Origin of the sequence: Paraburkholderia sp. 32 (assembly GCF_050435345.1) — a bacterium.
Taxonomy (GTDB): domain Bacteria; phylum Pseudomonadota; class Gammaproteobacteria; order Burkholderiales; family Burkholderiaceae; genus Paraburkholderia; species Paraburkholderia tuberum.
Window position 1 is genome coordinate 2382132 of the sequence record NZ_JBNDKD010000003.1, and the last position, 17667, is coordinate 2399798.

The 17667-nt window shown below is 65.2% G+C and carries 17 protein-coding genes; 13 read left to right on the plus strand and 4 right to left on the minus strand.

What is annotated here, in order from left to right:
• Window positions 1–541: 541 nt before the first annotated feature.
• Entirely contained in the window at window positions 542–2509 is a 1968-nt protein-coding gene (gene mnmC / locus OKW26_RS33845) for a bifunctional tRNA (5-methylaminomethyl-2-thiouridine)(34)-methyltransferase MnmD/FAD-dependent 5-carboxymethylaminomethyl-2-thiouridine(34) oxidoreductase MnmC (RefSeq protein ID WP_429356356.1), read from the minus strand.
• Between the two features lie 230 nt (window positions 2510–2739).
• Here mnmC and OKW26_RS33850 point away from each other — a divergent pair, with 230 nt between their 5' ends.
• A complete protein-coding gene (locus tag OKW26_RS33850; protein WP_429356357.1) occupies window positions 2740–2937 on the plus strand; it encodes a hypothetical protein in 198 nt (65 codons plus the stop codon).
• Between the two features lie 18 nt (window positions 2938–2955).
• Complete coding sequence (locus OKW26_RS33855; protein ID WP_018418891.1) at window positions 2956–3234, plus strand: HU family DNA-binding protein; 279 nt, start codon at window positions 2956–2958, stop codon at window positions 3232–3234.
• A 147-nt stretch (window positions 3235–3381) separates the two neighbouring features.
• On the opposite strand, the gene OKW26_RS33860 is transcribed toward OKW26_RS33855, so the two are convergent.
• Window positions 3382–4674 carry a GTP-binding protein gene (locus OKW26_RS33860; protein WP_429356358.1) on the minus strand — a complete coding sequence of 431 codons (1293 nt, stop codon included), beginning with the start codon at window positions 4672–4674 and terminating at the stop codon, window positions 3382–3384.
• A 145-nt stretch (window positions 4675–4819) separates the two neighbouring features.
• The gene (locus tag OKW26_RS33865) at window positions 4820–5263 is read right to left on the minus strand and encodes a lytic transglycosylase domain-containing protein (RefSeq protein WP_184060985.1); all 444 of its coding nucleotides are present in this window, start codon (window positions 5261–5263) and stop codon (window positions 4820–4822) included.
• A 496-nt stretch (window positions 5264–5759) separates the two neighbouring features.
• Here OKW26_RS33865 and gspD point away from each other — a divergent pair, with 496 nt between their 5' ends.
• Genes gspD through gspF form a run of 3 tightly spaced genes read left to right on the plus strand, consistent with a single transcriptional unit; the run spans window position 5760 to window position 10865 of the window.
• Window positions 5760–8126 carry a type II secretion system secretin GspD gene (gene gspD / locus OKW26_RS33870; protein ID WP_429356359.1) on the plus strand — a complete coding sequence of 789 codons (2367 nt, stop codon included), beginning with the start codon at window positions 5760–5762 and terminating at the stop codon, window positions 8124–8126.
• Window positions 8123–9643, plus strand: a complete 1521-nt coding sequence (gene gspE, locus OKW26_RS33875; protein ID WP_429356360.1) for a type II secretion system ATPase GspE — start codon at window positions 8123–8125, stop codon at window positions 9641–9643. Before gspD ends, gspE begins: the two co-directional genes overlap by 4 nt.
• Before the next feature lie 4 nt (window positions 9644–9647).
• Complete coding sequence (gene gspF / locus OKW26_RS33880) at window positions 9648–10865, plus strand: type II secretion system inner membrane protein GspF (protein ID WP_090802334.1); 1218 nt, start codon at window positions 9648–9650, stop codon at window positions 10863–10865.
• A gap of 76 nt (window positions 10866–10941) precedes the next feature.
• On the opposite strand, the gene OKW26_RS33885 is transcribed toward gspF, so the two are convergent.
• On the minus strand, window positions 10942–11355 hold the full coding sequence (locus OKW26_RS33885; RefSeq protein WP_184060983.1) for a type II secretion system protein N: 414 nt from the start codon (window positions 11353–11355) through the stop codon (window positions 10942–10944).
• A 135-nt stretch (window positions 11356–11490) separates the two neighbouring features.
• On the opposite strand from OKW26_RS33885, the gene gspG reads away from it, so the two are divergent.
• From gspG to OKW26_RS33925, 8 genes are all read left to right on the plus strand, one after another.
• Window positions 11491–11955, plus strand: a complete 465-nt coding sequence (gene gspG / locus OKW26_RS33890) for a type II secretion system major pseudopilin GspG (RefSeq protein WP_184060982.1) — start codon at window positions 11491–11493, stop codon at window positions 11953–11955.
• A gap of 189 nt (window positions 11956–12144) precedes the next feature.
• Window positions 12145–12672, plus strand: a complete 528-nt coding sequence (locus OKW26_RS33895) for a GspH/FimT family pseudopilin (protein ID WP_409259081.1) — start codon at window positions 12145–12147, stop codon at window positions 12670–12672.
• A gap of 52 nt (window positions 12673–12724) precedes the next feature.
• Window positions 12725–13117 (plus strand): type II secretion system minor pseudopilin GspI, encoded by a 393-nt coding sequence (gene gspI, locus OKW26_RS33900; RefSeq protein ID WP_429357151.1) that lies wholly within the window; start codon window positions 12725–12727, stop codon window positions 13115–13117.
• Window positions 13095–13769, plus strand: a complete 675-nt coding sequence (locus tag OKW26_RS33905) for a PulJ/GspJ family protein (protein WP_429356361.1) — start codon at window positions 13095–13097, stop codon at window positions 13767–13769. The genes gspI and OKW26_RS33905 overlap by 23 nt, the downstream gene beginning before the upstream one ends.
• A gap of 1 nt (window position 13770) precedes the next feature.
• On the plus strand, window positions 13771–14886 hold the full coding sequence (gene gspK / locus OKW26_RS33910) for a type II secretion system minor pseudopilin GspK (RefSeq protein WP_429356362.1): 1116 nt from the start codon (window positions 13771–13773) through the stop codon (window positions 14884–14886).
• 28 nt (window positions 14887–14914) lie between these two features.
• Window positions 14915–16324, plus strand: coding sequence for a type II secretion system protein GspL (gspL, locus tag OKW26_RS33915; RefSeq protein ID WP_429356363.1), 1410 nt, complete (start codon window positions 14915–14917; stop codon window positions 16322–16324).
• Entirely contained in the window at window positions 16321–16824 is a 504-nt protein-coding gene (locus OKW26_RS33920) for a type II secretion system protein M (protein ID WP_429356364.1), read from the plus strand. Before gspL ends, OKW26_RS33920 begins: the two co-directional genes overlap by 4 nt.
• Window positions 16825–16852: 28 nt before the next feature.
• On the plus strand, window positions 16853–17632 hold the full coding sequence (locus OKW26_RS33925) for a type II secretion system protein N (RefSeq protein ID WP_184060977.1): 780 nt from the start codon (window positions 16853–16855) through the stop codon (window positions 17630–17632).
• The last annotated feature ends 35 nt before the right edge of the window (window positions 17633–17667 follow it).

Below are 17667 nucleotides of genomic sequence, written 5' to 3' on the forward strand. Positions count from 1 at the left end.
AACGGAAAAAGCGACCTTTTTTCGAGGTATCGCATCAGTTTCGACCACGTCGCAAACGGCGAATCCGCTCCGGGGCGTTGCCGCTGCTTCGGTGATTTCGATGCGCGGTTTTGTCGTTAACGCAGCGCGTCGAGCGATCCGTTTTACGCGAACTCGAACGAAATTCAGCTAGCCCGATCGGCGGGGCGTTAGCCCCCGTCTTTGCTGTTTACTGGTTTACCGTATGTATACGTAGTAACAGTTAACAAGCTGCCTCGGTTTCTGTGGATAACCTATGTTTACCGAAACAAATCATCGAGTTCCCGGCCGCATAACCGGATGCACAGCATGTGCGGCGGCTGCCGGTATACGCGAGCAACTTTTCGCACTTTTTCGCGATGTCCCAGTTACCCCGTTTACGTCCACAACGGTTCCACACGACTTGCGCCGGTTAACCGCGCGGTTATCCACAGGTGGTAGTGGATAAGCCGGAACCTGGTTTACAGGGCGGGCGGAGTTAACGTGCCGGGCGCAGAGATAACTTCGCAATGGTCGAAGCCGGTTAACCGATCGTTCCCTGTCGCAAGGACCGCAGCAGAAAACGCCCAGGGTCGATGTCTTCCGCGAGATCGCGTTCGAGCGGCCACGGCTCGCCTTCGATCTGCGAGGCGATCAGTTCAGCGCCGAGCGCGGCCCACACCAGCCCGCGAGAACCATAAGCGAATGCGCCGTACAGACCGTCGAGGCGCGGCAGATCGAGCGGCCATGCGCCGCGCAGGCGGGCAGCATCGCGGGCGGCAGCGGCTTCGTCGGCGAACTGGCCGATCATCGGCATGCGATCCGAGCTCACGCAGCGAAACGCAACGCGTCCGGCGAGCGAGGTCAGCGGCGCGGCATCGAGTGCGCTTGCGAACGACGGCAACATCTGCGCGACGCGCTCGATATTCTCGCGATGACCGTCCGCGCGCAGCGACGTGTCGGGGTCGTCGAGTTCATAGGTCGCGCCTGTCAGCGTGACATCGTTCGCGAGCGGCACGGCGTAGCCCTCGCCGATCACCGGCAGCGCGAGCGGCGCGACGGTACCCGCCGGCAGCAAGCTCAACTGACCACGAATGCTGCGGGTCGGCGCATGACGCAAGCCAGCGATGCGCGCAGCTTCATGCGCACCGGCGACGATCACGACCGGCGCTCGCGCGACTACCTTTCCCGCGATATCGAAGACGGTCCACTGATCGCCGGAACGTTCGAGCCGCGCGACGTCGACACCGAAGCGTCGTTCGAGCAAGCCGCCTGCCGATGCGAATTGCGCCGCGCACAGCGAAGCCGGATCGATCCAGCCGCCGTGCGGAAAGAACCAGCCGCCACGCGCGAGCGGCACGCCGGCGAGTCGCTCGGCATCGGACGCGCACACCGGCGTCACGTAGTCGGACGGATAGCGGAACGCGCCGATGGCCTCGCCGATTGCGCGCGCCTCGTCGTCGTCCGCGGCGATCTGCAGCAGACCGCGATCGCCGCGCGCGAGCCGATGCCCTGCACTTTCGAGCGCGGCCCAACGATTGAGCGCGTACAGAAAGCCCGCCCGCGTGACGCGCGACGCGACGCTGTCGTCGCGCGAAATCATTGGGTGGAATACGCCGGCTGGATTGCCAGACGCATCTTGTGCAACCGACGCATGCCGCTCGAGCGAAGTCACGCGCCAGCCGCGCGCCGCAAGCCGCTCGATCACCGCGCAGCCGGCCAGTCCCGCACCGATCACGACCGCGTGTCGTTCGTCGTGCCCGAACGGCGCGGGCGGCTCATAACGGCGCACACGCCAGCGCGGCGCGAAGCGACCGACCAGCATCGCGCGTTTCCAGCCGAAGCCGTCGACCTTGCGATACTCGAAGCCGCATTGCGTCAAAGCGCGTTTGACGTCGCCCGCGCTGCTATAGGTGGAGAAGGTCGCGTCATCGCCCGCGACGCGCGCGAGCGCCTTGAAGATCGCCGGGCTCCACAGCTCTGGATTTTTCGCGGGCGCAAAGCCATCCAGATAGAACGCATCGGCACGCAGCCGCAATGTGGGCAGGCTGTCGAGCGCATCGGCGAAGATCAACGTCAGCACGACGCGGCCGCCTTCGAATTCGAGCCGGTGCGTGCCGGGCACGAGCATCGGCCAAGCGTTCGCGAGCGTGTCCGCGAGCCCGGCGATCAGCGGATCGGAGATCGTCGTTGCGTGAACGCGGCGCAGATCGGCGGCGCTAAACGGATGCTTTTCGGTCGACACGAAATGCAGCCGCTCGCAGCGAGCCGGATCGGCGCGCCATGCGGCCCACGTGACGAGAAAGTTGATGCCGATGCCGAAGCCGGTTTCGAGCACGGTGAACGTACGGCGGCTCTGCCATCTTTCGGGCAATTCGTTGCCGCGCAGAAAGACGTAGTGAGCCTGCTCGAGCGCGCCGACGGCGCTGTGATAGATGTCGTCGTAGCGTGGTGAAAAGGGGCTGCCGTTGTCGCGGAAAGCGAGGACGGCGGGGATCAGCGGATCGGTCATGCGCGACGGGAAAACTCGCTCAAAAGGTCGCTCGAAAGAGCGGGTTCGATGGTTCGAGCCGGCGCGCGCTGCGCGCGAGTCGCCGTAAAAGACCCATCAGGACGCATTTAGACGCTTTGCTGCGTTGGCAAAAACCAACGCTAACCCCCGCCAGGACTGGGTTTCAGCCCTCGTTTAGGGGGTGCTGAGGGGCAAAATTTCGATTTCCTTGCAAGAACGGCCAGAAAACCGTGCAATTCCTCGAAACCCTTATCCTGATTGGGTTTGCGCTGCGCTATCATAGCAAGCGCCGCGAAGGGAGCGGCAGCACGGCCGCCGAACAGGATTTTGTCCGGCGCGGGAGATCGTCAGGATCAGGGCCGCAGCTGCTCGACGGCGCGGTGCGCGCACGTATAATCGGCGCGGTCGCGCTGTTCGTATCAACCTAAACTCAGAAAGGAACCTTAATGAACAAACAGGAACTGATCGACGCTGTCGCAGGACAGACGGGCGCCAGCAAGGCTCAAACCGGTGAAACGCTGGACACGTTGCTTGAAGTGATCAAGAAGTCTGTGTCGAAGGGTGAGGCGGTCCAGTTGATTGGCTTCGGTAGCTTTGGTTCGGGCAAGCGCGCAGCGCGTACGGGTCGTAATCCGAAGACCGGCGAAACTATCAAGATCCCGGCTGCCAAGACCGTCAAATTCACGGCAGGCAAGGCGTTCAAGGACTCGGTCAACAAGCGCTAGGCAGATTCCTGCCGGGCAGTTGACACCCGCGAGAAAAACCCGCCAGTGGCGGGTTTTTTTTCGTCCATGCATATGGTTCAAGCGCGGGACGTGCTTCGTTCAGTCATGACGATGCGCGTTCTCGCCGTGGTCATGTCCGCCATGTTCTCAGTCGTCGCCGTGCCCGTGATGATGACGGCCGCGATCATCATCATGATCGTGGTCGTCGAACTCCCACGCCGGGAACGGATCAGGGAACTGCTGCCAGGCTTGCGGCCCGAGCGCGTATTCGTCGTCGGTGAGCAGACAGGCGTCGAACTTCGCGCGCCAGATGGCAGGGTCGATATCCACGCCGATCAGCACGAACTCCTGACGACGATCGCCGATGCTGGTATCGTCCGGCGCGCCGTACCAGTCGGCGGCGATTTCGGCGGCCAGCTCGTCGTCGCCTGCCGGCCATTCGCTGCGATCCTGCGCGGCCCACCACATGCCCGCCGGACCGTGCCGGCAAGCGCCACCGGCCTGCGATAGCGAACCGCCGATATCGTTGCGCGTCGCGAGCCAGAAGAATCCCTTGCTACGCAGTACGCCCTTCCACTCCCGATGCAGCAGCTCCCACAGCCGCTGCGGATGAAACGGCCGGCGTGCGCGATAGACGAAATGGCCGACGCCGTATTCGTCGGCTTCACTGCGATGCATGTGGCCGTGTTGACCGCCGTGCTCGTGCTCGAGTGCCGCGAGCCAGCCCGGCGCATTCGACGCTTCGTCGAAATCGAAGCGTCCGGTGTTCACGATCTGCTCGAGCGGCACTTCGGCGAAGCGGCTCACGAGCTGCACCGCGCGCGGGTTCAGGCGTGCGAGGATGCGCTGCAAACGCGCGAGCTCGTCGGCGCTGACGAGATCGATCTTGTTCACGACGAGCACGTCACAAAACTCGATCTGCTCGATCAGCAATTCGACGATCGTACGGTCGTCGTCTTCGTCGACCGTGATGCCGCGTTCGGCGAGCGCATCGGCCGACGCGTAATCGCGCAGGAAGTTGAACGCATCGACGATCGTGACCATCGTATCGAGCCGCGCGACGTCGCCGAGCGACGCGCCTTCGTGGCCCTCGAATGTAATGGTTTCGGCACTCGACATTGGCTCGGCGATGCCGCTCGATTCGATCACGAGCGCGTCGAAGCGATTTTCGCCGGCGAGGCGATGGATTTCGTTTTGCAGCTCGTCGCGCAGCGTGCAGCAGATACAGCCGTTCTCGAGTTCAACGACCTGCTCGTCGACGCTCGACAGGTCGGCCGCCTGGCGCACGAGCGTCGGGTCGATATTGACCGCGGCGAGATCGTCGACGATCGCGGCGACGCGCAAACCGGCGCGATTCGCGAGGATGTGATTCAGGAGCGTGGTCTTGCCGGCGCCCAGAAAACCGGAGAGCACGGTGATGGGCAATAGCGGCTGGTTCATCGCGGTACGGAATACGGGAGGATTGAAAGGCGTGCCGGGGGCGGGGCCAAATGGTCGGCGTCGCTGCGACGGCGCGACAGCAGCATGAAGCCGCATTGTGCATTAAAACGGGCGCAGCCTGCGCAAGCGACAGCGCTGGACAAGCCTACCGCGCGGGCATCAACTTCCAGCTGCGCAGAATCGCGGCGATCTGTTGCGCGTATTTGTCCCGCAACGTCGGCGTCTCAGAGTGGTATGCTCCGACCGCCTGCCAGGTATTGCCGTACTTGTTCATCTGGCGGCGCAGATGCCACGCCGCGATATAAACGTTCTTGCACGGCTCCATCAGCGTGCCCTGCGAGATCCCGTACTGGGCGAGCACCGGCAGATGCACCGAATTGATCTGCATCACACCGTAGTCGGTCGAGCCGTTCGCGTTCTTGTGCTGCGCATCCGGCCGGTTGTGCGACTCCTGCCACGCGATAGCCCGTAAAATCAATGGGTTGACCTTCTGATACTTCGCCGCTTCGTCGAAGCAGTCGGCGCGCGCGGAGCCGGCTGCGACGAGCAGCGCGAGCGTGGCGGCGACGGTGACGAGCGGACTTTTCATCGATCAACAGGACTGGATAAACCCGAGGTAAGAATCGGTAAGGCAGTTTGCCGGCCGCATTTCGGCCGCAACGGCAAGCTGGCCGGGCATTTGTCGAGCATCGGGGAAAACCCGCGTCAGCAAACGCATAGCAGTGAGTCGAACGGCTCGTATCATACCGGCAGTCCGACCTTCGTCAAGTTGGCTAACCGACATAAGACCGTACAAAGCCGGGTAATGGCGTCTGTGTACGGTGCCGGTCAGCTTTCAATTTAATAACGACCCTGCGATCCCTAAGGATTCGCATGAGGCCCCTTGTTTTGTTTCAAATCCGACATGAAAAGCTGTTACTGTTCGTTTTTTTCGGACGTCGGGACGCTGGAGCTCGAAGCGAAACTCGCTTTTGGGGCCGGCTCACAGACCGACCGGGCGGTAGCTTGCTGCCAGGTCCGCATCGCATGACCGCCGGTGGCAGAGGCTGCCGGCATCGATATCACATTCCATGAGAAGAAATTGTATGGCTTTGCGTCGCGTGGCAACGGCGCTGCTGGTGGCTGGACTGATCACCGCGCAGACAGCACAGGCAGAGGTGACACTCAACTTCGTCAACGCCGACATCGACCAGGTCGCCAAGGCGATCGGCGCGGCGACCGGCAAGACGATCATCGTCGATCCGCGGGTGAAGGGGCAACTGAACCTCGTGTCCGAAAACGCGGTACCCGAGGATCAGGCGCTCAAAACCCTGCAGTCCGCGCTGCGCATGCAGGGCTTCGCGCTCGTGCAGGATCACGGCGTGCTGAAAGTGGTGCCCGAGGCCGACGCCAAGCTGCAAGGCGTGCCGACCTACGTCGGCAACGCGCCGACGGCGCGCGGCGACCAGGTCGTCACGCAGGTCTTCACGCTGAGGAACGAATCGGCCAACAACCTGCTGCCGGTACTGCGTCCGCTGATTTCGCCGAACAACACCGTCGCGGCCTACCCCGCCAACAATACGATCGTCGTCACCGACTACGCCGACAACGTGCGGCGCATCGCGCAGATCATCGCGGGCATCGATAACGCGGCAGGCCAGTCGGTGGCGGTCGTGCCGCTGAAGAATGCGAATGCGATCGACATCGCGCAGCAGATGAACAAGATGCTCGATCCGGGCGCGATAGGCAGTACGGACGCGACGCTAAAGGTGTCGATCGCGTCGGATCCGCGCACCAACTCGCTACTGATGCGCGCGTCGAACACCGCACGTCTCGCGGCGGCAAAGGAGCTCGCGAAACAGCTCGACGTGCCGACCACGATGCCGGGCAACATTCACGTCGTGCCGCTGCGCAACGCGGATGCGACGAAGCTCGCGCGCACGCTGCGCAGCATGCTCGGCAAGGGCGGCGGCGAAGGCTCGTCGGGCGGCTCGAACGAGGCGAACTCGTTCAACCAGAACAGCAGTGGTGGTGGCGGCGGCGGTCTGTCGAACGCCAGCAATTCGACGGGCACGTCGGGCACGCCACCGTTGCCGTCAGGCGGACTCGGCGGCAGCTCGATGAACTCGCCGATGGGCGGCGGCGCCTCGGGCTCGAATAGTAATAGTGGCGGCTTTCTCGGCGGAGAAAAGGAGAAGAGCGAAGACCAGGGCGGCGGCATGATCACGGCCGATCCCGCAACCAACTCGCTGATCATCACGGCGCCCGAAGCGACGTACCGCAACTTGCGCGCGGTGATCGACCAGCTCGATGCACGTCGCGCGCAGGTGTATATCGAGGCGCTGATCGTCGAGCTGAACTCGAATACGAGCGGCAACCTCGGGATTCAGTGGCAGGTCGCGAACGGTAACCTGTTTGCCGGTACCAACCTGTCGACGGGCTCGGGCAACAGCATCATCAACCTGACGGCGGCCGCGGCCGCTGCCGGCTCGACCGGCGGTCTCGCTACGGCGCTGGGCGCCCAGAACTTGCAACAGGGCCTGAACGTCGGCTGGATCCACAACATTTTCGGCGTGCAGGGTCTCGGCGCGCTGCTGCAGGCGCTGTCGCAGACTGCCGACGCGAACGTGCTGTCCACGCCGAACCTGATCACGCTCGATAACGAAGAAGCGAAGATTATCGTCGGTACCAACGTGCCGATCCAGACCGGTTCGTACTCGAACCTGACGAGCGGCACGACGAGCGCGGCGTTCAACACGTTCGACCGTGTCGACGTCGGTCTGACGCTGCACGTGAAGCCGCAGATTACCGACGGCGGCATCCTGAAGCTGCAGCTCTACACGGAAGATTCGGCGATCGTGAACGGTACGAACAACGCGGCGACGAACCCGGCGGGCCCGGAATTCACGAAGCGTTCGATCCAGTCGACCGTGCTGTGCGATAACGGCGAGATCATCGTGCTCGGCGGCCTGATGCAGGACAACTACCAGGTCAGCAACAGCAAGGTGCCGCTGCTCGGCGACATTCCGTGGCTGGGCCAGCTGTTCCGCTCCGAGCAAAAGACGCGCGACAAGACTAACCTGATGGTATTCCTGCGCCCGGTCATTCTCGCCGATCGCGACACCACCCAGGCCGTCACGGCGAACCGCTACGACTACATCCAGGGCGTGCAGGGTGCGTACCGTTCGGACAACAACATCATGAGGGATCGCGACGATCCGATCGTGCCGCCGATGCCGCTCGGCCCGAGCCAGGGCGGTGTGCCGGCGCTGAACCTGTTCGATCTGAACCAGATGCGCCGCCAGCAGATGATGCCGCAGCAGGCACCGCAACAGGTGCCTCAACAGGTACCGCCGCAGGCTGTGCCGCAAGCCAACGCGCAGCCCACGACGCAACCCGTGCCGCAACCGGCGGTCGTCGATCCGGCCAGCGGAGTGGTGCCGAGCACGGTATCGCCGGGAGCGCGTCCGTGACGCAGACGTCCGCGCAAACCGCGCCATCGCAAGGTCTGTTGAACGGCGCCGCCGCCGGCGAGCGCGCGGCGCCCTCGCCGCTCGCCGCCCGGCTCGTGCCGTACGGTTTCGCGCGCAGCGGCCAGATCCTGGTCGCGCATCAGTATGCCGATAGCCTCGAAGTCTGGATCAGCGAGCGCACGAGCGAAGCCGCGCTTGCCGAAATCGCGCGCAACTACGGCACGGTATCGGTGGTGCGCGTGGCCGCCGACGATCTCGCGCAGGCGATCAACCAGGCCTATGCGCGCCAGGACGGCAGCGCCGCGCAGGTGGTCGGTGAAGTGGAAGGCGAAGTCGATCTGTCGCGTCTGATGCAGGACATTCCCGAGGTCGAGGATCTGCTCGAATCGGAAGACGACGCGCCGATCATCCGCATGATCAACGCGCTGCTCACGCAAGCGGCGCGCGAACAAGCATCGGATATTCATATCGAGCCGTTCGAGAATGCGTCCGTGGTGCGCTTTCGTGTCGACGGCACGCTGCGCGACGTGGTGCGGCCGAAAAAAGCGCTGCACGGCGCGCTGATCTCGCGGATCAAGATCATGGCGCAGCTCGACATCGCGGAGAAACGTCTGCCGCAGGACGGCCGCATTACGCTGCGCGTCGGCGGTCGTCCGGTCGACGTGCGCGTATCGACGCTGCCCACCGGCCACGGCGAGCGCGCGGTGCTGCGGCTGCTTGAAAAAGACGCGGCGCGACTGAATCTCGAAGCGCTGGGCATGGCATCCGACACGCTCGGCAAGTTCGACAAGCTGATCGGCAAGCCGCACGGCATCGTGCTCGTGACGGGCCCGACCGGCTCCGGCAAGACCACGACGCTGTATGCGTCGATGTCGCGACTGGAGACGGCGACCACCAACATCATGACGGTGGAAGACCCGATCGAATACGACCTGTCCGGCATCGGCCAGACCCAGGTCAACGAGCGGATCGGCATGAGCTTCGCGCGCGCGTTGCGCTCGATTCTGCGTCAGGATCCGGACATCATCATGATCGGTGAAATCCGCGACCTCGAAACCGCGCAGATCGCGGTGCAGGCGTCGCTGACCGGCCACCTGGTGCTCGCGACGCTGCACACGAACGACGCGGCATCCGCGGTCACGCGTCTGACCGACATGGGCGTCGAGCCGTATCTGCTCGCTTCGTCGCTGCTCGGCGTGCTCGCGCAGCGGCTCGTACGGCGGCTGTGCCCGGTGTGCCGCGAAGAGCGCACCGAAGAGGACGGCAGCAAGCGCTGGCATCCGGTCGGCTGCGACCGTTGTGGCCAATCCGGTTACGCGGGACGGCGCGGCGTCTACGAGCTGCTGCTGATCGATGAGACGATCCGTGCGCTGATCCACCGCAACGCGGCGGACGCCGAAATTCTCGAAGCGGGCCGCGCGCACGGCATGCGCACGCTGCGCGAGGATTCGGAGCGCTGGCTCGCATCGGGACTGACGTCGCTCGAAGAAGTGATTCGCGTGACGGGCGGAGCATAAGCGCATGCCGGCATTCCGTTTCGAAGCGATCGACGCGGCGGGCAAGGCACAAAAAGGCGTGCTCGACGCCGACAGTGCGCGCGGCGCGCGCACCAACCTGCGCTCGCAGGGACTCACTCCGCTCGTCGTCGAACCGGCGGCGTCGCGCACCCGCGGCGAGCGCAATCAGCGGCTCGCGCTCGGGCGTCGTCTGTCGCAGCGCGAGCAGGCCATTCTGACGCGGCAGCTCGCGAGTCTGCTGATCGCGGGTCTGCCGCTCGACGAAGCGCTCGCGGTGCTCACCGAGCAGTCGGAGCGCGACTACATCCGCGAGCTGATGGCGGCGATTCGCGCCGAAGTGCTCGGCGGTCATTCGCTCGCGAATGCGCTGCAGCAGCATCCGAAGGACTTCCCCGAGATCTACCGGGCGCTCGTCGCGGCCGGCGAACACACGGGCAAGCTCGGCCTGGTGCTGTCGCGGCTCGCCGACTACATCGAGCAGCGCAATGCACTGAAGCAGAAGATCGTGCTGGCGTTCACGTATCCGACGATCGTCACGATCATCGCGTTCGGCATCGTCACGTTCCTGCTCAGCTATGTGGTGCCGCAGGTCGTCAACGTGTTCGCGAGCACCAAGCAGCAACTGCCGTTTCTGACGATCGTGATGATGGCGCTGTCCGGCTTCGTGCGGCACTGGTGGTGGGCGATGCTGATCGGCGCGATCGTGGTCGTCTATCTGGTGCGCGCGACCCTCAGGCAACCGGGCCCACGGCTCGCCTTCGACCGCTGGCTGCTGACCGCGCCGCTGATCGGCAAGCTCGTGCGCGGCTATAACACGGTCCGCTTCGCCAGCACGCTCGGCATTCTGACCGCGGCGGGCGTGCCGATTCTGCGCGCGCTGCAAGCCGCGGCCGAAACGCTCAGCAACAATGCGATGCGCGAGAACATCGACGACGCGATCGTGCGAGTGCGCGAAGGTACGTCGCTGTCGCGCGCGCTCGGCAACACGAAGACGTTTCCGCCGGTGCTCGTGCACCTGATCCGCTCGGGCGAAGCGACCGGCGACGTGACGACGATGCTCGATCGCGCGGCCGATGGCGAAGCGGGCGAGCTGGAGCGTCGCACGATGTTCCTGACGAGCCTGCTGGAGCCGCTGCTGATCCTGGCGATGGGGGGCGTGGTGCTGGTGATCGTGCTCGCGGTGATGCTGCCGATCATCGAACTGAACAACCTCGTGCAGTAGTAGTCGTCGTAGCGCGAGGAAGGAAGAGAAAGGATTTGCGCGGCATGCGGTATCAGCCGCGCAACCGCTTCGGGTTTCAGCGCACGTAAATGGTGGGACCGCTGGAGTAGGCGGGGAGGAAGATTTCCGAGTGGGCGCCATTGCGGTCGATGATGATCGAGCGAGCGCGGACTTCGGAGAGCCTGGTGCCTTGCATCAGCGTGCTGCCGAGCGACACCGCGCGCGGCGGCTCGCCACCGACGCTGACGATCGCCGCGGCGCCTTTGCTCAACGCGAGGATGCCGAAGAGATGGATGTCCTGATTGACGTTGCGCGTGAGCTGTCCGCCGAACAGCGTCGCGGCCTGATCGGTCGAGACCTGCGCATGCGCCGCCGCAGCCGGCAACGGCGCGCCGGACAACGTGATGAGCGTGATGACCCAGTAGGTCAGCGTCGCGCAGAAAGCGGCGAACAGCGCGAGCGACAGGAGGCGAATTTGGATGGCGTTCATGCGCACATTGTACGGACTATTGTGAAAATTGCGGTGGGTTGAAGCCCTTCAACTGCATGACATTAAAATGACGGCCCGGCGTGTTCAATCTGATAGGCCGGGCCGAAAATTTCACCTGAAAAGAGGTAGCAACCTATGCAACTGTCGACCATTCGCCGCGCTGACAACGCGGGTTCGCGCGGCCGTCGTCAACGCGGTTTCACGCTGATCGAAATCATGGTCGTGATCGCCATTCTCGGCATTCTCGCCGCGCTGATCGTGCCGAAGATCATGAGCCGTCCGGACGAAGCGCGGCGCGTTGCCGCGAAGCAGGACATCGGCACCGTGATGCAGGCGTTGAAGCTCTATCGCCTCGACAACGGCCGCTATCCGACCCAGGAGCAAGGCCTGCACGCACTGATCGAAAAGCCGTCCACCGACCCGGTGCCGAACAACTGGAAGGAAGGCGGCTATCTCGAGCGTCTGCCGAACGATCCGTGGGGCAATGCGTACCAGTACCTGAATCCCGGCGTGCACGGCGAGGTCGATGTGTTCAGCTACGGCGCCGATGGCAAGCCGGGCGGCGAGGGCAACGACTCCGACGTCGGGTCCTGGCAATGAACAGGCTGAACCTGGCATCCCGGCAGACTCGATGATGTTCATGCACGCGCCCTCCTTGCCACCGGTTCGGCCGCTTGTTTCGCGAGGCGCCCTGCCCGCCACGCCGTTATGTTCGCGGCGCGTGCAAGCGTGCGTGCTTCACCGATGCATTGCTGTATGAATTTCCGTTGATCGTCGATGCCCGGCACTATGCGCACGTCCGCTTGCAAGTCCCGTGTGGACACTCCGTGTACGGCTTCGCGGCCGCGCTCCCGCCTGCGCCGCCGCCGCGCGGCAGGCTTCACGCTGCTCGAAATGATGGTCGTGCTCGTGATCGCGGGCCTGCTCGTGTCGCTGACCGCGGTCACGATGACCCGCAATCCGCGCACCGATCTGAACGAGGAAGCGCAGCGTCTCGCGCTGCTGTTCGAATCGGCTGGCGATGAAGCGCAGGTGCGCGCGCGGCCGATCGCGTGGCAGCCGTTCGAGGGCGGCTTCCGTTTCGATCAGCGCACCCAGGACGGCTGGCGTCCGCTGCGCGACGATCTGCTCGGACCGCGTCAGTGGGAAGGCGGTGTGACCAGTGTCGCGATCAGTTACCCGGGCTCGGATTCGCACGCCGATCGCATCGTGTTCGGTACCGAGGCGATCGACGTGCCGGTGCAGGTCACGCTGTTTTCGGCGGCCGGCCAGGCGACGATCGTCGGTACCGGCAATGGCCGCTACGAGGTGCGCTGAGATGCGGATGCTTCGCTATGGCAGGTCGGTCCGTGCCCCTTCCCTCTTCATGATGCGCGATGTCGGGTGCCGCGAGGAGCGTGGCTTCACGATGATCGAGGTGCTGGTCGCGCTCGCCATCATCGCGGTCGCGCTTGCCGCGTCGCTGCGCGCGGTCGGCAGTCTCGCGAGCGGCGAAGCCGATCTGCACCGGCGTCTGCTCGCCGGCTGGAGCGCGGACAACGCGCTCGCGGACCTTCATCTGAAGCATGCATGGCCCAACATCGGCTCAACGAGCTTCGATTGCTCGCAAGGCAATCTGCAACTGCGCTGTACCGAGCATGTGACGGCGACGCCGAATCCGGTGTTTCGCCGTGTCGAAGTGATGGTGACGATGCCTGGGCAGTCCGGCAATCTCGCGCAGATGGTCACGGTGGTCGCGAATGAAAACAACCGCTCGCTGTGAGCGCCGCCGCCGTTATGGCGCGCGCGGCTTCACGCTGATCGAACTGCTGGTCGCGATCGCGATCCTCGCGGTGATCGCCGTGCTGTCATGGCGCGGGCTCGATCAGATCATCCGTGGCCGCACGACGATCACGAACGCGATGGAAGACGAACGCGTGTTCGCGCAGCTGTTCGACCAGATGCGCACCGACGCACGCCAGGCCGCCAGCGACGACGAATCAGGCCAGGCCGCGGTCTCGGTGTCCGGCAACGCGCTGCAGATCGTGCGGCACATGGTGCTGCCGGCCACCGCGCCGCGTCTGCAGGTGGTGCGCTATCAGATCTCGAACGGCCGCGTGGTGCGCTACGCGTCGCCGCCGCTCGGCAACGTCGGCGAATTGCGGCGCGCGTTGCACGGCAGCGACGAAGGCTGGAGCGCGGTGCCGCTGATGGGTGGCGTCGGCTCGATCTCGGCGCGCATGTACGTGCCGAAGCTCGGCTGGACCATACGGATGAACGACGTACAGACCGCGATGACCGAGGCCGTCAACAACCTGAAGGTGCCGCAGCTCGGCAACGCGCCGATGCCGCGCTCGGTGACGGGGCTCGAGGTCAGCATCGGCGCAACATCGCTCGCGCGGCCGGTCACGCGCGTTTTTCTGGTCGGAGAATGACATGACGTTCTCCTCGTCGTCGTTGAAAAAGTCGGCATCCGGTTCGCGCGTGGCCGGTGCGCGCGAGCGCGGTGTGGCCATCATCAGCGCGCTGCTCGTCGTCGCCCTGTCGGCGATCCTCGTGTCCGGCATGTTGTGGCGCCAGCAGGTGCAAATCCGGCGCATCGAGAATCAGCGGCTGTTGTCGCAGGCGCAATGGGTCGCGCGCGGCGCGCTCGACTGGACCCGGCTGATTCTGCGCTCCGAAGGCGATACGTCGGCTGGCATCACGTATCTGGGCGGCTTGTGGGGCGTGCCGATCGCGAAAACCCGACTGTCGGATTTTCTCGGCCAGATTGGCGAGGTACGCGCTGAGCAAGGCGCGGCCACCTACCTGTCGGGCTCGATCGAGGACGCGCAGTCCCGATTCAATCTGCGCAATCTGGTCGCAAGTCCGGCGCCCGGCGTGACGCAAATCAGCGCCGAGCAGATGGCCGCGTATCAGCGCCTGCTGGTGTCGCTCGGCCTGAGCGGGCAGCTCGCCAAAGTGACCGCGCTGCACGTGCGCGCGGGGCTGTCGCAGTCGGCGACGCGCTTTCAGACCGGCACGTCCATCAGCAGCACGCCGCAGGTGGGCGGCGGCGGCGGTATGACGGGCGGCAACTTCACGAACCAGCCCGGCATCGAGGACGGCGACGACAACGTGGCGGTCGCGCCGCTGCTGATGACGGGCGTCGATTCGCTGCTCGACATTCCGGGCTACACGCCGGAGATCGTCGCGAAGCTGCGGCCGTTCGTCACCGTGCTGCCTACGACCACCGCGATCAACATGAACACCGCGTCGGCCGAAGTGATCGCGGCAGTGGTGCCGGGCATGACCGTGTCGCAAGCGCAAGCACTCGTCGCGCGGCGCCAGACCGTGTTTTTCCGCAACGTCGGCGACGTGCAGCTCGCGCTGACCGCCGCCGGTGTGCAATCGGTGTCGATCGATCCGAATCAGTTCGACGTCAACTCGAGCTACTTTTTAGTCCACGGCAGTGTGCAGCACGAGCGCGCCGAAGTGGATCGCACGACGCTCGTCTATCGCGATCCGCTAACTCACACCACGCGTATCGTGCGGGTACAAGACCAACTGTGAACAACGCAATCCATAGAGAGAGTGGCCTTTGAGCACGCTGATCGTCCTATTGCCGCCGCGTGATCCGGCGGTGCCCTCGCAGGAATGGCAACTGCCCGAGCTGCCGTTCGTGCTGCTCGACAAGACGGGGCGCACGCAGCGCGCCGGCCGCTCGGCGCTCGCGCTGCTGCCGCGCGCCGGCACGACGGTGCTGATGCTCGCCGCGCGCGACCTGCTGCTGATGCCCGCGACGCTGCCGCCGCTGCGTGGCCCGAAGCTGCGCCAGGCGCTGCCCAATATCGTCGAGGATCAACTGATCCAGGACCCGCAGACCTGCCATATCGCGGTCGATCCGCAGGGGCTTGGTGAAGGTCGGCACCTGCTCGCGATCATTGATCGCGGCTGGTTCCGTTTCATCTGTGAGGCGTTCACGGCGGCCGGTCATCGCAGTCTGCGCGCGGTGCCGGTCACGCGTTGCCTGCCGCTGGCGCCGGTGACCGAAGTTGCCGCGAACGACGATGAAACAGCCGAAGTGCGCGAGCCGGCGATGGCTGGCGCGGCGAGCGTCGCGACGTCGCTACCGGGCATCGCGCCGGTGGTCGCGCCCGAAGCGCCGTCCATCGTGCCGATGGTGGCCGCGGTGCTCGGTGCGGTCGTGCAGACCGCACCCGCGCTGCTCGTCGAAGGCGCGCTCGACAGCGGCGTGCCGCGCGTCGAACTGGCGATTGCACGCGGTGTCCAGGGCGAGGGTTTCGCGGCGCCGGCCGATGCGGTGAACGCGACGCTGTCCGCGCTAGCGGGTGCGGCGCCGGTGTCGCTGTACATGCTGACCGAGGTGCCCGGCAACGAGCCGAACCAATCCACGACGAGTCCCGCGCGGCTCGCCTCGCATATTCACGGCGCGAGTCCGCTGCCGTTCGAGCAGCTCGCGCGACGCGCGCTCGAATGCCGCTTCGACCTGTGCCAGTTCGAATTCGCGTCGCAGCCGTGGCGCCTCGATCGCGCGACGCTGCGGCGTCTGCGTCTGCCGATCGTGCTCGCGCTCGCCGCGCTCGTCGTCGCGATCATCGGCGCGAACGTGCAGTGGCTGATGCTTGCGCGTCAGCGTGACGCGATCAACACGCAGATGACGGAGCTGCTGCTCAATACGTTCCCGAAGACGACCGTCGTACTCGACGCGCCCGATCAGATGGCGCGTCAGGTGCAACAGCTGCGCGTGGCGGCGGGCGAGCTGTCGCCGGAGGATTTCCTGTCGCTCGCCGACGGCCTCGCGCGCTCGCTGTCGCCGCTGCCGGTCAACGGCATTGCCGCGCTCGACTATCACGATCACCGCCTCGACGTGACCTTCAAACCCGCGGTCAAGGTCGACCCCGACTTCGCCAAGCGCCTCGCGCGCAACGGCCTTACCGGCGCGATCGACAGCAGTACCGGCAAGTGGACCATCAGGAACGGACAATGAAAGCTGAACTCGCTCAAACATGGGCTGGCTTCTGGGACCAGCGCACCGATCGCGAAAAGGCGCTGCTGACGTGGGGCGGCGCCGCGCTCGCCGTGGCGATTGCGTGGTCGGTGCTGTGGGCGCCCGCGCAGGAAGGCCGCGCGCACCTGCGTGAATCGCTGCCCAGCCTGCAGCGGCAGCTTGCGCAGATGACCGCGCAGTCGAACGAGGCGCGCTCGCTGTCGGCGGCCGCGCAAGGTGTCGCGCCGACCGGCGCGGCGCTGAAGGACGCGCTTTCCGCATCGCTCGGCGAACATGGCCTTGCCGCGACGCAGGTGCAGTTCGTCGGCAACGCGGTGCAGGTGCAAATGAAAAACGTGGCGTTTCCGGCCTGGACCGCGTGGGTCGATGACGTGCGCAAGCAGTTCAAGGTGCAGGTCTCCGAGGCGCACATTAGCGCGTTGAAAGACGACGGCCAGGTCGATCTGACGGTCGCGCTGCAACCGTCGACCGCGAAATAACAACGCGCCGCTCGCTACAGGATCTCGCATGAATTACTGGATGTGGCGCCTGCGTGCGGCGCTGCCGTGGCTGGTGGTCGCCGTTTTGTCGGTGGCGGCCGTGACGCTCGCGTTACTGCCGGCCGCCTGGATTACGCCGCAGTTCGCGCGGCAAACGCACGGGCACGTCAATCTCGTCGACGCCGAGGGCTCGCTGTGGCACGGCTCGGCGACCCTGATGCTGGCCGCCGGCGCCGATATGAGCGCGGCGACGCTGCTGCCTGGTCGGATCGAATGGCGCACGGCGTTCTGGCCGCTTTTCACCGGACGCGTGCGCATGGTCATGCGCCATAGCGAGGCGATGCCCGACCCGGTCACGGTCGAAGCGACGCCGCGCGGCGCAACCGTCACGCCGGGCGTGCTCGCGGTGCCGGCGTCGCTGCTCGCGGGGCTTGGCGCGCCATTCAACACGCTCGATCTGCAGGGCAACGTGCAGCTGTCGTGGTCCGAGTGGCGCAGTTTCAACGGCGAAGCGTTCGGCCAGCTGACGATGATGCTCGACGACGTCAGCTCCCGGGTGTCGCTCGTGAAGCCGCTCGGGTCGTACCGGGTCAGGTTTCAGGCGCAGGGCACGTCGTCGGCGCTCGATCTGAGCACGATCAAGGGTCCGTTGACGCTGACCGGCAGCGGCACGGTGTCGGCCGCATCGACGTCGTTTCATGGCACGGCGAGCGCCGCGCCGGAACAGCACGATAACCTCGCCGGCCTGCTGAATCTGCTTGGCCGGCCTAGCGGGCCGGATACGGTGGCGCTGACGTTCGTGCACTGAGTTGGGGCTGACGTGCGCTGATGTGTGCCGAGGCG

Bases quoted from the DNA above. Each gene is read 5' to 3' on its own strand.
- mnmC (WP_429356356.1), bottom strand. From the start codon at position 2,509: ATGACCGATCCGCTGATCCCCGCCGTCCTCGCTTTCCGCGACAACGGC.
- OKW26_RS33855 (WP_018418891.1), top strand. From the start codon at position 2,956: ATGAACAAACAGGAACTGATCGACGCTGTCGCAGGACAGACGGGCGCC.
- OKW26_RS33860 (WP_429356358.1), bottom strand. From the start codon at position 4,674: ATGAACCAGCCGCTATTGCCCATCACCGTGCTCTCCGGTTTTCTGGGC.
- OKW26_RS33865 (WP_184060985.1), bottom strand. From the start codon at position 5,263: ATGAAAAGTCCGCTCGTCACCGTCGCCGCCACGCTCGCGCTGCTCGTC.
- gspD (WP_429356359.1), top strand. From the start codon at position 5,760: ATGGCTTTGCGTCGCGTGGCAACGGCGCTGCTGGTGGCTGGACTGATC.
- gspF (WP_090802334.1), top strand. From the start codon at position 9,648: ATGCCGGCATTCCGTTTCGAAGCGATCGACGCGGCGGGCAAGGCACAA.
- OKW26_RS33885 (WP_184060983.1), bottom strand. From the start codon at position 11,355: ATGAACGCCATCCAAATTCGCCTCCTGTCGCTCGCGCTGTTCGCCGCT.
- gspG (WP_184060982.1), top strand. From the start codon at position 11,491: ATGCAACTGTCGACCATTCGCCGCGCTGACAACGCGGGTTCGCGCGGC.
- OKW26_RS33895 (WP_409259081.1), top strand. From the start codon at position 12,145: ATGCGCACGTCCGCTTGCAAGTCCCGTGTGGACACTCCGTGTACGGCT.
- gspI (WP_429357151.1), top strand. From the start codon at position 12,725: ATGCGCGATGTCGGGTGCCGCGAGGAGCGTGGCTTCACGATGATCGAG.
- OKW26_RS33905 (WP_429356361.1), top strand. From the start codon at position 13,095: ATGAAAACAACCGCTCGCTGTGAGCGCCGCCGCCGTTATGGCGCGCGC.
- gspK (WP_429356362.1), top strand. From the start codon at position 13,771: ATGACGTTCTCCTCGTCGTCGTTGAAAAAGTCGGCATCCGGTTCGCGC.
- OKW26_RS33920 (WP_429356364.1), top strand. From the start codon at position 16,321: ATGAAAGCTGAACTCGCTCAAACATGGGCTGGCTTCTGGGACCAGCGC.
- OKW26_RS33925 (WP_184060977.1), top strand. From the start codon at position 16,853: ATGAATTACTGGATGTGGCGCCTGCGTGCGGCGCTGCCGTGGCTGGTG.